Genomic DNA, 15,716 nt, shown 5'->3' on the forward strand with positions numbered 1-15,716 from the left:
AACCGACTTGAAAACGCCCCTTGTCGCTCTGCGATAAGGGGCGTTTTACTATCCCCCTGTCGCGTTCATGAAACGGACAATCTGAACATCTCCATCAGCCGTAAAGTCATGGTGGGCTGGCTTGCCCTGCAGCGCCTTGCGCAATGCATTTCGTAACGGTTCATCAGTTGTGGGGTGGCGGCGCACCAGTGCGCGCATGTCGATCGAATTTTCCTGTCCCAGGCAAAGTAAAAGTCGCCCCTCGGCGGTCATGCGCACCCGGTTACAGCTTGCACAGAAGTTATGCGAGTGCGGGGAAATAAACCCGATACGACTTTCCCCATATCCCTCCACCCGCACGTATCGCGCTGGCCCACCGGAGTTCTCGGCACTGTCCAGCAGCTGGTAGCGCTGACTGATAATCCCACGCACCTCGTCACTGGAGCAGAATGACTCGCCCCGGGACCGACCCACATTGCCCAGGGGCATTTCCTCGATAAAGGTGATATCCAGATCGCGTGCCAGCGCATAGTCCACCAACGCTGGCACCTCATCTGCATTACGCCCCTTCATCACCACCACATTGAGCTTGATGCGCTTGAACCCGGCATCCCGCGCGGCATCAATGCCGTCAAGCACCTGTTGCAATTCACCCGTGCGGGTAATGGCGCGGAATTTCTCCGGGTCCAGACTGTCCAGGCTGATGTTCAGTCGCTTGACGCCGGCGTCCGCCAGCGGCTGCGCCAGCTTCACCAGTTGCGAACCGTTGGTGGTCATCACCAGCTCGCGCAGGCCAGGCAATGCGCTGATACCGGCACACAGCTCAACAATACCGCGCCGCACCAGGGGCTCACCGCCGGTGAGGCGGATCTTCTTTACTCCCTGGGCAACAAAGAGCGCGGCAAGCCGCTGGATTTCCTCCAGGGTAAGCACCTGTTGCCGAGGCAGAAAGGTCATGTCCTCAGCCATGCAATAGACACACCGAAAGTCGCAGCGATCGGTCACCGACATGCGCAGGTAATCGATGCGTCGACCCAGTCCATCCATCAATTGTGTGTCGGCCATGACTCTTCCCCTATTGCAGCAGTGGTGAAGCAGCTCCGCGCATGACGATGCCTTCGATACCTGCCTCACCTATCAACATTTCGATGTACTGTACCACGGCTTTTTGCCAGACTCTTTCGCCCAGCTCGCCCTCGATGCTGTCTCTGACCAGCTCGAAGGGCAGTTGCTTCCCGTCGATTCGCTGATCAACCAGAACGATATGAAAGCCATAACGCGACTCCAGCGGTTGGTTCGCAAGACCCTCATCCAGGCGCAGCAATTGGCGTTCGAACTCGGCAACTGTCTGCCCGGAACTGAGCTGACCCAGGGCGCCGCCCTGTTGCCTGGACGGGCAGTCGGAATACTCCGTGGCCAGCGCGGCGAAACGCGCAGTATTGTCCTGTAACTGGCCGATAAGGGCCACTGCCTGCTCACGGGTGCGGCTGCGCCCAGCTACATCGTCCGGAGCGACCGCGAGCAGAATATGCCTGGCGGCAACCAACGGCGCCGAACTGAAACGCTCCAGGTTGGACTGGTAGAACTGCTCCAGGGCCTGCTCGTCTATCGCCGGCACCTGGACCTCCCGCTCCAGCAAGCCGCGAATGAGTGCCTCCTCATCGGTCTCATCAGCCTGCTTCAAGACTTCAACCCCCAGGAATGCCGCGCGCTGCTCAAGCAGCTCACGGATAACCAGGGCCTGGGCGGCCATAAATACCGCCTCCTCCCGTGTATCGGCCGGGTGATATTGCATTTCCAGGGCAATATCCTGCGGATCGAGCGGTACTCCATTGATGCTCACCCGCGGCCATTCCTGCCGGGTACTGCTGGCAATGATGCTGTCGGCGTTCATGGTTGCCCCTTGTGCGCTGCAGCGGGCTGTTTGGCCGGTGAAGCACCGGCGCGCGCCGGACGAACCGGCCTGGGACGCTCAGGGGCAGATGCCTTGAGCCTTACAATCTGATAGCGCCGCCCCAGATACCACACAGGCGCACTGATGATATGAACCAGACGGGTGAAGGGGAAGAGTACAAACAGCGTCAAACCAAGAAACACATGCAACTTGTAAACCAGCCCGACAGGCTCGATGGCGGCGGCACCCAACAGCGGCTGAAGGGTTACTGTGTACTGTGCCCAGTTCGCCAGCATGACCATTACTGAACCATCCAGATGTTGCACGGAGAAGAAGATGGTGAGCAGGCCAAGCAGCAACTGCGCCAGCAGGACCCAGAGAATCATGATGTCGGAGAAGCTGGATTGGGCTCTGACCCGCGGATTGGTCATGCGTCGGTGAATCAACATCACCAGACCAATGAGACAAAGAATCCCAAAGAAGCCGCCTGAGACGACCGCCAGAATCTGCTTGCCCGACGTACTGATCACATGGTGATAGATAACCTCGGGGATCAACAGGCCAACAAAATGCCCAGCAAAGATGAACAGGATGCCAATGTGAAACAGGTTGCTGGCAAGTCGCAGGCCCTTGTTATCCATCAGCTGGCTGGAGTGCGCCTTCCAGGTGTACTGGGACAGATCAAATCGCGCCCAGCTACCGATGATGAAGACCGCCAGAGCAACGTAGGGATAGACCCCATACAACAGAAAATTGAAGTTTGACATGTCTGCCTCCTATGCCCGGCCAGCCGGCACGGTATTGTCATTGAAATCTACCCAGTGCACCGGCACTGCTATCTCTTCCTTGGCCTTGACGTTTGCCGGCCGGGTACCACAGGCCGCAACGCTGTCGCCGTTGAGAAAAGTCACCTGCTCCTCCTCCCATTCCTTGTCGAGGGCCTCCAGACTGTTGTCGGGAATTTCCTCGAGCACCTGCTCGCGAATCGCCGCCATTGCCAGCTCCGGAATCGTGCCGGCAATCTGCAGCAGGGCGCGGAAACAGGACGCATAATCAGAGCCGCGTTCTTCCAGCCTACTGGCGAGCAGCGCCAGCAGGTGTTCGACTTCACCCAGCCCGGCACGCGCTTCTTCACCGTCGCGGGTAGCCAGAAACTCCAGATACAGGGGTATGTAGTCAGGCAGCTCCTTCACGCCGATGGCAAAGCCGGCGCTCTCGTACTGGGCCATCAAGTCGACCATGGCCTGACCCCGGTCACGGGATTCACCGTGTACATGCTCGAATAGCAGCAGCGACAGATAGCGGCCACGCTCGAATTCCTCGGTATAGGCTTCCTGTACGTCCAGCAGATCGGTACTGGCCAGACGCGTGAGCAGGTCGACCAGATCCTGGCGCTGCTCGGGGCTGATCTCGCGGGAGGCAACAATGGCCTCCTCGAGTTCCATGCGGGCGTCCTGCAAGGCCTGCACCGGATAATCCATCAGCAGGGAAATCACCTTGAGAATTTTCATGCTTACTCCTCCCAGAGCTGGACGGTCTTGACGACGTCGCGACGGTTGGCTTTCTTGCCACCGAACATATTGGTATCGGAGCTGCCGGAGCAGCCGCTGCCGAAGCTAAAGCCGCAGCCGTTTCGCTCTGCAAATACTTCGCTCAACGCTTCCTCGCGGTGGGCGGTCGGAATCACGAAACGGTCTTCGTAATTGGCAATCGCCAGGTAGCGGTACATGTCCTCGGCCAACGCGCGGGTCAGACCCACGTCTTCCAGCACCTGGAGATTCTCTACACCGTCGACCTGCTGCGAGCGCTTGTACACACGCATGGCCAACAGCCGCTTGAGCGCCAGTTTGACCGGCGCTTCGTCGCCGGCAGTCAGCAGATTGGCCAGATAACGCAGGGGAATGCGCAGGCTGTCCACATCCGGCAAAATGCCGTTCATGCTGATTTTGCCCGCCTCGGCGGCGTTCTGGATCGGCGACAATGGCGGCACATACCAGACCATCGGCAGGGTGCGATACTCCGGGTGCAGCGGTAGCGCCAGACGCCAGTCGACCGCCAGCTTGTACACTGGTGAAGCCTGCGCTGCGTCTATCACTGACATCGGTACGCCGTCAGCCAACGCCTGCTCGATTACCGCCGGATCATGGGGATCCAGGAACAGACCCAGTTGCTCTTCGTACAGGTCCTGCTCGCTGGGCGTGCTGGCCACTTCGTGAATGCGGTCTGCGTCGTACAGCAGTACACCCAGGTAACGGATACGGCCGACGCAGGTTTCCGAGCAGACGGTGGGCATGCCGGCTTCGATACGCGGATAGCAGAAAATGCACTTTTCCGACTTGCCGCTCTTCCAGTTGAAGTAGATCTTCTTGTACGGGCAACCGCTGATGCACATGCGCCAGCCGCGGCACTTTTCCTGGTCAATCAGTACGATGCCGTCTTCCTCGCGCTTGTAGATGGCCCCACTGGGGCACGCCGCTGCGCAGGTCGGATTCAGGCAGTGCTCGCACAGCCTTGGCAGATACATCATGAAGGTGTTTTCGTACTCACCGTAGATGTCAGCCTGAATGCTGTCGAAGTTCTGATCCTTGCGGCGCTTGGCAAACTCGGTACCTAGAATTTCCTCCCAGTTGGGACCCCACTCGATCTTTTCCATGCGCTTGCCGCTGATGGCCGAACGCGGCCGGGCGGTGGGCTGGTGTTTGGACGAAGGTGCGGTGTGCAGGTGCTGATAATCGAAGTCGAAGGGCTCGTAGTAATCATCGATGGTCGGCATATCCGGGTTGGCGAAGATGTTCGCCAGTACACGGAACTTGCCGCCAATGCGCGGATTGATCGAACCGTCGGCATTGCGTTTCCAGCCGCCCTTCCATTTGGTCTGGTTTTCCCACTCTTTCGGGTAACCGATACCAGGCTTGGTCTCGACGTTGTTGAACCAGGCGTATTCCATACCTTCACGGCTGGTCCAGATGTTCTTGCAGGTAATCGAGCAAGTGTGGCAGCCGATGCACTTGTCCAGATTCAGTACCATTCCTACTTGTGAACGAATTTTCATGGCCGGTTCCTCACTTGATGTCCTGTGGCAGGGCTTGTGGCAGGGCGTCCCCGCCAAGGCCACCCAGTTCGACGTCATCCAACCAGTCGACCTTGTCCATCTTGCGCACCACAACGAATTCATCGCGGTTGCAGCCGACGGTGCCGTAGTAATTGAAACCCCAGGATTGCTGGGCATAGCCGCCAATCATGTGGGTCGGTTTGAGTACCACGCGGGTGACCGAGTTATGGTGCCCGCCGCGGGTGCCGGTCATTTCACTACCGGGCATGTTCATGATGCGTTCCTGGGCGTGGTACATCATCACCATTCCTTCCATCACCCGTTGGCTGACCACTGCACGGGCGACCAGGGCGCCGTTGGCGTTGAAGCATTCAACCCAGTCGTTGTCCTCGATCCCGGCCTTGACCGCATCGACCTCGGACAACCAGATGATCGGGCCACCACGACTCAGGGTGAGCATGATCAGGTTGTCGGAATAGGTGCTGTGGATACCCCACTTCTGGTGCGGGGTGATCCAGTTCAGCACGATCTCGTTGTTGCCATTGGGCTTCTTGCCCAGCACATAGCCGGTGGTGCGGGTGTTGACCGGCGGACGGTAGCTCATCAGCTGTTCGCCGAAGGCCTGCATCCAGGGGTGATCCTGGAAGAACTGCTGGCGGCCGGTAATGGTGCGCCACGGAATCATCTCGTGGACGTTGGTGTAACCGGCGCTGTAGCTCACGTGATCGTCTTCCAGGCCTGACCAGGTCGGGCTGGAGATGATCTTGCGCGGTTGGGCCTGGATATCACGGAAGCGGATCGCCTCATGCTCCTTGCCCACCGCCAGGTGGCTGTGGTCGCGGCCAGTGAACTTCGACAGTGCAGCCCAGGCCTTGACCGCAACGTGGCCATTGGTTTCCGGAGCCAGCGAGAGGATCACCTCGCAGGCGTCGATCGCGGTATTGATCTGTGGACGACCCTGGCTGATACCCTCATCCAGGACTTCGTGGTTCAGCTTGCCGAGGAACTCCACCTCGTCATCGGTATTCCAGCTGATCCCCTTGCCGCCATTGCCCAGCTTCTCGAGCAAAGGGCCCAGGGAACTGAACTTCTTGAAGGTGTTGGGGTAATCACGCTCCACTACCACCATGTTCGGGCAGTTCTTGCCGGGCACAGGTGCTTCACCGGCGGTTTTCCAGTCGGTACCGCCGAAGGGCTGGGCCAGTTCGCCGGGGCTGTCGTGCAGCATCGGGATGGTTACCAGGTCCTTTTCCACACCCAGCTCACCCTCGGAAATCTCCGAGAATTTCTTGGCGATTGCCTTGTAGATGTCCCAGTCGGAACGGGACTCCCAGGCTGGATCGATGGCAGCGGAAAGGGGGTGAATGAACGGATGCATGTCCGAGGTATTCATGTCGTCCTTCTCGTACCAGGTTGCGGTCGGCAGGACGATATCGGAGTACACGCAGGTCGAGGACATACGGAAATCCAGCGTGGTGACCAGGTCGATCTTGCCGATGGCACCCTCGTCTACCCAGTCGGCTTCAGTCGGCTTGACTCCGTCACGCTTGCCCAGGTCCTCGTTCATCACGCCATGCCGGGGCGTACCCAGCAGGTACTTGAGCATGTACTCATGGCCCTTGCCCGAACTGCCCAGCAGGTTGGAGCGCCAGATGAACATGTTGCGCGGGAAGTTATCGCTGTTGTCCGGCTGCTCGCAGGCAAATCTCAGGCTGCCATCCTGCAGGCTCTGCAGTGCATAGTCCTTGGGATCCATGCCCTTGGCCGCAGCCTCACGGCAGATTGCCAGCGGGTTGCGGTTAAGCTGCGGCGCGCTCGGCAGCCAGCCGCCGCGCTCGGCGCGAATGTTGTAATCGAGCATGTGCTCGGGGAACTGCGACTTGTCGGCCAGCGGCGAGAGGATTTCGTGCACGCTCATCTTCTCGTGGCGCCACTGGGAACTGTGGTTGTAGAAAAAGCTGGTGCCGTTCATCTGACGTGGTGGGCGGTCCCAGTCCAGACCGAAGGCCAGGGGCAGCCAGCCGGTTTGCGGACGCAGTTTTTCCTGGCCCACATAGTGTGCCCAGCCGCCACCGGTCTGACCCACGCAGCCACACATCAACAACATGTTGATCAGACCACGGTAGTTCATGTCCATGTGGTACCAGTGGTTCATCGCCGCGCCGACGATGATCATCGAGCGGCCTTTGGTCTTGTCCGCGTTGTCGGCGAACTCGCGTGCCACCTGAATGACCTTTTCGCGGCTCACACCGGTGATTTGCTCCTGCCAAGCCGGGGTACCCGGTACGCTGGCATCGTCATAACTGCTGGCCACGTTGGCGCCGCCCAGGCCGCGGTCGATAGCCAGACCTGCAGCCTGAATATCGAATACGGTGGCCACGCGCAGCTGCTTGCCATCGGCCATGATCAGCAGACGGCTGGGCAGATGACGGTACTGTATCTCTTCGCCATCGGCCTGCTGGAAGTGATCGTGTAACTGGCCGCCAAAATACGGGAAGGCCACATTGACGACTTCGCCCTTCTCGATCTGACTGAGCTGCAGTGTGACCTCACGACCCTCGCCACCCTCACGGGCTTCAATGTTCCACTTGCCCGACTCGCCCCAGCGGTAGCCGATAGACCCGAGCGGCGATACCAATTGATCGGTGTTGCTGTCGATCGCGATGGTTTTCCACTCGGGGTTGTTGTCCTGGCCCAGCTGATCGTCGAGATCCGAAGCGCGCAGAAAGCGTGTTGGCTTGAAGCCATGCTCGGCCTCTTCCAGCAACACCAGCATCGGAAAATCGGTATAGCGGCGCACGTAATCAGTAAAGTACGCACTCGGATTCTCGAGGTGGAACTCCTTGAAGATGACGTGGTTGAACGCCTGCGCAAGGGCGGCATCGGTGCCCTGCTTGGGGTTCAGCCAGAGGTCGGTCAGTTTGGCAACTTCCGAATAATCCGGGGTAATGGACACGGTCTTGGTGCCCTTGTAGCGCACCTCGGTAAAGAAGTGCGCGTCCGGTGTACGGGTCTGCGGGACGTTGGAACCCCAGGCAATGATGTAGTTGGAGTTATACCAGTCGGCCGATTCCGGCACGTCGGTCTGCTCGCCCCAGACCATGGGTGAGGCTGGGGGCAAATCGCAGTACCAGTCATAGAAGCTCAGGCATACACCACCGATCAGCGACAGATAGCGGCTGCCCGCTGCGTAGCTGACCATGGACATGGCCGGGATCGGTGAAAATCCGACCACACGGTCCGGGCCATACTGTTTGACGGTATAGACGTTGGCCGCGGCGATGATCTCGGTGACTTCGTCCCAACTGGACCGGATGAAACCACCCAGGCCGCGTTCTGCCTTGTATGAGGTGGCCTTGGCCTGATCCTCGACAATACTGCGCCAGGCGTCCACCGGGGCCTTGGTTGTCCGCTCTTCGCGCCACAGCTTGAGCAGTGCCTTGCGCACCTTGGGGTACTTCAGGCGGTTGGCGCTGTAGATGTACCAGCTGTAGCTGGCCCCCCGCGGACAGCCGCGTGGCTCGTGGTTGGGCAGGTCCGGACGGGTGCGCGGGTAGTCTGTCTGCTGGGTTTCCCAGGTAATCAGACCGTTCTTGACGTAGATCTTCCAGGAACAGGATCCGGTGCAGTTCACACCATGGGTGGAGCGCACGATCTTGTCGTACTGCCAGCGGGCCCGGTAGACATTTTCCCAGTCGCGCGATTCGATGCGCGTTTCACCGTGTCCGTCAGCAAATTCATCCTGCTTGCGGTTGAAGAAGCGTAGCTGATCAAGCAAGTGGCTCATGGTATTTCTCCTCATTCGGTCTGGTCTTATAGCCGGACCGGCTATCACGTAATGTCAGGGCGCCGCGGTGCGGCGCACTCAGGTTCGTATTCAGATGGCTTTCTACGCGTTCCGTACCTCCAGTTCGCGGTCTACCGAAGACACGTAATATTCATCGGAGAATGCACCCTCCGGCTCTTTGAGCCAGAAGAAGCAGACCGCAAAGCTGACGAACGCGCCGGCAGCAATGATCATGAAAAACTGGGAAGGCGTTACAAAGGTGAAAAGGGTCAGATAGCAGACAGCGCCGACGTTGCCGTAGGCCCCGGCCATGCCGGAAATCTGGCCAGTGACCCGACGCTTGATGGAAGGAATGATGCCGAATGTGGCGCCCTCTGCACCCTGAACAAAAACCGAGCAACAGACAGTGATGATCACGGCGACAAACAGCGGCCATTTCTCGTTCATCAGGCCCATGAACAGGAAGCCCACGCTGATCCCGAGCATATAAGCGAGCATCACGAAGCGGCGGTTACCCATACGGTCCGACACCAGCCCGCCCATCGGACGCGCCACCAGATTCACAAAGGCAAAGGATGCCGCGATAATGCCGGCCGTAGTCGGCGTCAGACCCCAGGTCATTTCGAAGAACATCGGCAGCATGGACACCACCGCCAGCTCGGCACCAAAGTTGGCAAAGTAGGTCGAGTTGAGTGCCGCGACGCTGTTGAAGGGGTATTTGTCGTCCTCGGGCACACCCTTTTTCAGAATCGGAATATTCACCCTGAGAATCTGCACTACCTGATAGACCACTACCGCAGCAATGACCGCGTAGCAGATCCAGGCCCCAGTATCAGACAGGTAGCCCATACCCTCGATACGCCACACCAGAATCGCCAGCACCCCGACCATGGGGATGGTCCAGGCAATCAGTTTGAGCATGTCCGCCCAGGTGCTGACCTCCAGCGCGGCGGTCTTGTGGGGTTTGCGATGGACTGTGCCGGCCGGGCCGTCGGTAATCGCGAACCAGTAAAACACGCCGTAAGCCGCCATGATGATTGCCGAAGCAGCCACCGCCCAGCGCCAGCCGTCCGGCCCGCCAAAGGCGTGAATGGCAATTGCCGGTAGCGTCATCGCCGCTGCGGCAGAGCCGAAGTTGCCCCAGCCGGCATAGAAGCCCTCGGCGAAGCCGATGTCCTTGGGCTTGAACCACATCGCAGTCATGTGAATACCCACGACGAAGCTGGCACCCACCGAACTCAGCACCAGTCGTGACACCAGCAACTGGACCCGCGTGTCGCCAAAGGCGAAGAACAGCGCCGGTAGCGCCATGACCACCAGCAGAATCGAGAACACCCGGCGTGGGCCGAAACGGTCCAGTGCCATACCGACGATGATGCGCGCCGGTATGGTCAGCGCCACGTTGGCAATGGCAAACAGCTTTATGTCATCGGGGGTCAGCCAGCTCAGACTCTTGAGCATGCTCGACGCCAATGGCGCCATGCCAAACCAGACAAAGAAGCTGATATAGAAAGCCAGCCAGGTCAGGTGCAGGGCGCGGATTTCAGGGCGCTTCCACTGGAAAACTTCAGACACTTTCATTTGGATTCTCCTGGTGTAATCAAGGACATGCCTGAATCAGCACCGGACAGGGCGCGCGCCGGGCCAGAAAGGCGCTGACGCTGCCAAAGGTCATGTAATCGAGCTCATCGACCAGCAGGTTCAGCGACCGCGAGATAAATCCGCCGTCGGGCTCCTGACTGTGACGAGCAATCACCAGCAGGTCCGGTTTCTTGTGCTCGACTGCCTTGAGGATCATCTTGCGCACATCCCCTTCGGCAATAATCACCTCGGCATCCAGGCCCTGGCCTACAACCTTTTCAGCTGCAAGGCGCAGGTGACCCTCGAATTCAGCCCGCTGCTGTTCGTAGCTCTGGCTTGCAACGCTGCTGGTATCCAGACTCTCCTCCACCACACCGACCAGCATGATCAGCGGCTTGAGCGGCTTGAACATATCGATGGTGCTCTGCAATGCCGTGATGGCGTTGCGGGAATGGTCATAGGCAATCATGATTCGCATATTGGTTGCTCCGCTCAGGGGTTCTTGACGTAGGCATTGGGGCGCAGGTAGAACCACCAGTTGAGTACCAGGCAGAGTGCGTAGAACACCGCGAACCCGTACATGGCCACCTCAGGAGTACCCGCCTTGACCTGCTCGCCGATCACGATAGGCGCGACAAAGGCGCCATAGGCAGCCACCGCCGAGGTCCAGCCCAGTACCGGGCCGGCCTTCTCGCGGTCATAGATCACGCCGATGGTGCGGAAGGTCGAACCGTTGCCGATGCCCGATGCGGCAAACAACACCAGAAAAAGCACCAGAAAGAGGAAGAAATACTGCTCTGGATGCGTAGAGCTGTAAGCCAGCTGCATCACATAGCCGGCAGCAACGGACGCTATGACCATGACTACCGAGATCACCTGGGTGACGATGGAGCCGCCAACCTTGTCGGAAATCCAGCCACCCAGAGGACGGATCAGAGCGCCAATAAAGGGTCCGATCCATGCATAGGTCAGCGCGCTTGGCGCGTTGGGATTCACTACCCGGGTGACCGTGCCATCGATGGCAACTTCATTCAGGTAACCGAAGATCACCGTGATCGAAAGGGGCAACGCCATGGAAAAGCCGATAAAGGAACCGAAAGTGAGGATGTAAAGCACGCTCATCGACCAGGTGTGCTTGTCGGAAAAAATCTGGAACTGGCGCTTGATGTTCGGCTTGATGCTGCCTGGCAGCATGCGCAGAATGAACAGGGTCAGCCCCATGATCAGGATCATGGTCACCCACATGTTCAGCACGCCCAACCCGGTTGGCGCCGGCAAGTAGAGGTAGAGGCCAAGTCCGGCGGTAGCAAAACCGACTACATACAGGCCCAGAATCTTGCCAAAGGCTGATAGGGCATTCCCTGGATTGGGCGTGATAGTCAGCAGGTTGTTCATGCCGAACCAGCCGGCGAACCCCAACGGAATCAGGAACACCACCCATATCCAGCCGGCGTTCTGTATCCAGGTTTCGGTACCCGCCGCGATACGCCCGATCAGGGTTCCACTGTCGCTGAGCAGCGTCATGGAACCACCGGCAAAGGCGCCGAATACCCCTGCAGTCATCACCAGGGGAATGAGAATCTGCATGGTGGTGACGCCGAAGTTGCCCAGACCGGCATTCAGGCCCAGGGCCAGGCCCTGCTGTTTCTTCGGGAAAAATCCGCTGATATTGCTCATCGAGCAGGCGAAGTTGCCTCCACCGATACCGGACAGAAAGGCCAGCAGCTGGAACACCCACAGCGGGGTATCCTGACTCTGCAGAGCCATGCCCGCGCCTGCAGCCGGGATCACCAACAACAGTGTGGTGAGGAAAATGGTATTGCGCCCCCCGGAGATCCGGATCATGAACGACGCCGGGATACGCAGGGTGGCACCGGTCAGACCGGCGATGGCGGTCAGGGTGAAGAGCTCAGCCGGAGCGAAGGGAAAGCCCAGGTTGATCATCTGGACCGTTACAATGCCCCACATCAACCAGATGGCGAAGCCCATCAGTAGGCTGGGGATGGATATCCACAGATTACGATTGGCTATTTTCCTGCCGCGACTGTCCCAGAAGTCGGTATCTTCCGGGTTCCATTTTTCGATATCGGTCATAATGCGCCCTTCCATCTTGCCTGCTGTGCCATCGTCCGGAGGCCCGGAGCGTTGGGGATGCCTGGCAACGTATAAGAGGGACGCCCCTGTTAAGTTGATCCACATCAATATTTTCAGGGGGGTGAAACTGGCAGACTGGAGGGTGTACCTCCTTTGGGTTACTCCCTAAAATCACATAAAAATGCTAAAAATCAGCAACTTGTAACACCAGCACACAAGCGATCAGTTCATTGCGCGCTACGTCGAGGCTTAAGGGGTATACCCGCCAGCAACGTAGGGCCTTCCCACGGAACCATCTCGAAATGCACTCACTCAGCACAGACGACGAAATCGCGGCAGGCGACGCTGACCTTCCAGCACCACGCCATTCGATCGTGTTCAGTACGCTGGTGGCGTTTGTCATCATCATCGGAGTCACCCTGGTCAGCATGCTTGGGGGGCTGTATATGGCGGATTCGCTGGAGGGGGATGCAGGCGCCATAAACCAGGCTGGGAGCTTGCGAATGCAGGCTTATCGCCTGGCGCTGATCGCCGATCAGGACCCGGCCAACCTGAATCGGCAGGTACAGATAATGGACGCCACTCTGGGCGCGGCCGCCATTGAATCGGCGCTGATGAGACACAGCGGCAGTGGCCTTAGTGAATTGCACGCCCGAACCCTGGAGCAATGGCAGCAGACCATGCGGCCGCTGCTGGAATTACCCACCAACGCAACAGCGTTCCGCGCCGAGGTGCCCCAGTTTGTTGCCCAGATCGATGATTTTGTGGGAACCCTGCAGAAATCATCGGAAAAGAACCTGGAAATCATCCGAGGCCTTCAGGTTGGTACGTTGTTTGTGATTGTACTGATTGCATTCCTGCTCATCTTTGCGCTCAACAACAAGCTGGTAACCCCGTTGCGTCAATTGACCGCCATGGCAAGGCAGATCAGCCGCGGCAATTTCACCGGCCAGGTTACTGTGGCAGGTGAAACCGAATTGAGCATGCTCTCGCGCACGCTGAACCAGATGAATCAGGAGCTGGGCAGCCTCTACGCCAATATGGAAAGCAAGGTTGATGAGAAAACCGCCGCACTGACGCGCAGCAACGCCACGCTGCAGCTGCTGTTCGACAGCGCGCGATTGCTTTACAGCCAACCCGACGAGCCGGTAGTGGTGATGGGCCGCCAATTGTCAAAAGTACGCACCATTCTCGGTTGCGGTCCGGTCTCGCTATGCCTGAACCGGGTAGCCGAGACCGACAGCCATACAGCGATGACCTCAGCCAGCCTGCTGCCGCCAGCCTATTGCAAGCTGCCCGACTGCCAGGCGTGCCCGGTCAACCAGGACGGCGCCCATTTGCCGTCCGGCAACCATCTGATCAGTTTCGAATTGCGTTCAGGGCAGACCGATCTGGGCTCTCTGCGCGTCGAACAGCCGGCAGGCGAGCAGCTCGAGCCCTGGCAATCACGATTGATGATCACCCTCGCCGATCTGTATGCGGCCTCTCTCAGCCTGGCCAATCAAGGTCAGCAGCACGCCAGGATGGCGTTAATGGAAGAACGCGCGGTGATCGCCCGCGAACTCCACGACTCCCTTGCCCAATCCCTGTCCGCACAGAAATTGCAGTTGGCCAGGCTCAAGCGTCAGACGGCAAAGGGATGCGCGCCGGAAGAGTTGGCCGACACCATGGAGGAGATCGAGCGAGGCCTCAACTCCGCCTATCGTCAGCTACGCGAGCTGCTTACGACCTTTCGCATCAAGGTCAACGAGCCGGGCCTGAAACCGGCACTGCAGGCAACCGTGAAGGAGTTCGGGGCCAACTCGGGAGTAGACATCCAGATGGACTACCAGCTCGACCATTGCCCGTTGACGCCCAACGAGGAAATCCATTGTCTGCAGATTGTCCGTGAGGCACTGAGCAACGTCGTCAAACATGCCAGGGCAAAGAGCTGCGCCCTGCGGTTGACTCAGGACAGGCAAGGCACCATACATGTCACCGTCGATGATGACGGCATCGGGATCACCGATAGCATTTCTCCGGCGGGACATTACGGTATTACTATTCTGGTCGAGCGCGCCAACAGCCTCAATGGTACCTTGACTGTTACACCGAGGGACGCAGGCGGCACACGGGTATATCTGCGCTTCCCACCGGACTATCGCCTACTCGATCTCAAACAGGAGCGGAGCGGATCATGACCGACCAAGCCATTGCCACGGACAGCCCCACAGATGACCCGGTAAAAATTCTGCTGGTAGACGACCATCCCATGATGCGCAGGGGCCTGCGTGACCTGCTGGCCATGGAGGACGACATGGATCCGATAGGTGAAGCCGGGAGCGGCCCCGACGCCATTCGCATGGCCACCGAGTTGGAGCCCGACCTGATTTTGCTGGACCTGAACATGCCCGGCATGGACGGCCTGGAGACCCTGCGTCAGATGCGCGACCAACAGGTGGATGCGCGCATTATCATGTTCACCGTGTCGGATGATCACAGTGACGTGCTGCAGGCTCTGCGCCAGGGTGCCGACGGCTACCTGCTCAAGGACATGGATCCGGAAGCTCTGGTTGAGCACATACGCCTGGCTGCACGGGGCAAACTGGCCCTGAGCCCGGAACTGACCATGGTGCTTGCCGAAGCTATCCGCGAGAGGCCCAAAACCCCGTCACAGGTGCAGGCGGCCAATCTGACCAAACGGGAAAAGGACGTGCTCAAGCTCATTACCAAGGGCCTGAGCAACAAGATGATCGCCCGCCGCCTGGATATTGCCGAGGGAACGGTGAAGGTGCATGTCAAGCGGCTGCTCAACAAGCTCGGCATGCGCTCGCGCACTGAAGCGGCAGTATGGGTAGTGGAGAATAATATCGCCTGAACTAGCGGGATCAGCCTGTGGGAGCCGCGTTCGGCCGCGCGAGCCGGTCAGCGTGACCCGGTCAACGTGACCCGGACAGCACAGATCCATTGTCCGGCAGGCGCCAGATCATCTCCACCAGCTCGTCTTCAAGCTGATCGGCTTGCTCCACGCTGCAATCCTCGCCGAAACGCTTGCGCACACCAAAATCGCCGAGCATGACGTGCAGGTCCGGCTCGACGCCTGCCTGGCGTAAACAGGCTTTGGCACATGCCAGCTTGCAACCATCGATGGCCACAACCCGACGACCTGACCGGGCGACCCGGACCAGCGCCGACACTCCGCCGCCCACGCCGGCGATACAGGACATTTCAGCAATTCCGGCACGATCCAGACGCAACGCCAGTGTGTTGGCCAACTGGGCAACGTTCGAGCAGCCGGAGCAGGAATAAACCAGCGGTTCGGTCTTGGCAGGCATGACATCTCCTTTACA

Annotated in this window: 12 protein-coding genes; 2 read left to right on the top strand and 10 right to left on the bottom strand. The window is 59.0% G+C overall.

The features are described 5' to 3' along the window. Positions 1 to 48: 48 nt before the first annotated feature. The 9 genes from moaA to IEV54_RS08405 form a co-directional block, all read right to left on the bottom strand. Entirely contained in the window at positions 49 to 1,044 is a 996-nt protein-coding gene (gene moaA, locus IEV54_RS08365) for a GTP 3',8-cyclase MoaA (RefSeq protein WP_150278649.1), read from the bottom strand. Between the two features lie 10 nt (positions 1,045 to 1,054). Continuing rightward, complete coding sequence (locus IEV54_RS08370; RefSeq protein ID WP_150278650.1) at positions 1,055 to 1,873, bottom strand: peptidylprolyl isomerase; 819 nt, start codon at positions 1,871 to 1,873, stop codon at positions 1,055 to 1,057. After that, positions 1,870 to 2,640: a respiratory nitrate reductase subunit gamma gene (narI, locus tag IEV54_RS08375; protein ID WP_150278651.1), complete on the bottom strand. Its 771-nt coding sequence runs from the start codon at positions 2,638 to 2,640 to the stop codon at positions 1,870 to 1,872. Before narI ends, IEV54_RS08370 begins: the two co-directional genes overlap by 4 nt. 9 nt (positions 2,641 to 2,649) lie before the next feature. After that, a complete protein-coding gene (gene narJ, locus IEV54_RS08380; protein ID WP_150278652.1) occupies positions 2,650 to 3,384 on the bottom strand; it encodes a nitrate reductase molybdenum cofactor assembly chaperone in 735 nt (244 codons plus the stop codon). Between the two features lie 2 nt (positions 3,385 to 3,386). Further along, positions 3,387 to 4,925, bottom strand: a complete 1,539-nt coding sequence (narH, locus tag IEV54_RS08385; protein WP_150278653.1) for a nitrate reductase subunit beta — start codon at positions 4,923 to 4,925, stop codon at positions 3,387 to 3,389. A 10-nt stretch (positions 4,926 to 4,935) separates the two neighbouring features. Beyond that, positions 4,936 to 8,712, bottom strand: coding sequence for a nitrate reductase subunit alpha (locus tag IEV54_RS08390; protein WP_150278654.1), 3,777 nt, complete (start codon positions 8,710 to 8,712; stop codon positions 4,936 to 4,938). Positions 8,713 to 8,814: 102 nt separating this feature from the next. Then, entirely contained in the window at positions 8,815 to 10,293 is a 1,479-nt protein-coding gene (locus IEV54_RS08395; protein ID WP_150278655.1) for an MFS transporter, read from the bottom strand. Positions 10,294 to 10,312: 19 nt separating this feature from the next. Beyond that, complete coding sequence (locus IEV54_RS08400) at positions 10,313 to 10,771, bottom strand: universal stress protein (RefSeq protein ID WP_150278656.1); 459 nt, start codon at positions 10,769 to 10,771, stop codon at positions 10,313 to 10,315. A gap of 14 nt (positions 10,772 to 10,785) precedes the next feature. After that, entirely contained in the window at positions 10,786 to 12,387 is a 1,602-nt protein-coding gene (locus IEV54_RS08405; RefSeq protein ID WP_150278657.1) for an MFS transporter, read from the bottom strand. A gap of 302 nt (positions 12,388 to 12,689) precedes the next feature. Between IEV54_RS08405 and IEV54_RS08410 the strand changes: the two genes are divergently transcribed. Together IEV54_RS08410 and narL are read left to right on the top strand one after the other, a co-directional pair. Next, a complete protein-coding gene (locus tag IEV54_RS08410) occupies positions 12,690 to 14,567 on the top strand; it encodes a histidine kinase (protein WP_150278658.1) in 1,878 nt (625 codons plus the stop codon). Further along, on the top strand, positions 14,564 to 15,244 hold the full coding sequence (gene narL, locus IEV54_RS08415; protein WP_150278659.1) for a two-component system response regulator NarL: 681 nt from the start codon (positions 14,564 to 14,566) through the stop codon (positions 15,242 to 15,244). The genes IEV54_RS08410 and narL overlap by 4 nt, the downstream gene beginning before the upstream one ends. A 61-nt stretch (positions 15,245 to 15,305) precedes the next feature. Here narL and IEV54_RS08420 read toward each other — a convergent pair whose 3' ends face one another. Continuing rightward, positions 15,306 to 15,701, bottom strand: a complete 396-nt coding sequence (locus IEV54_RS08420) for a putative zinc-binding protein (RefSeq protein WP_150278660.1) — start codon at positions 15,699 to 15,701, stop codon at positions 15,306 to 15,308. Positions 15,702 to 15,716: the final 15 nt, after the last annotated feature.

Origin of the sequence: Halopseudomonas salina (assembly GCF_014637955.1) — a bacterium.
In the GTDB taxonomy this organism is placed as follows: Bacteria; Pseudomonadota; Gammaproteobacteria; order Pseudomonadales; family Pseudomonadaceae; genus Halopseudomonas; species Halopseudomonas salina.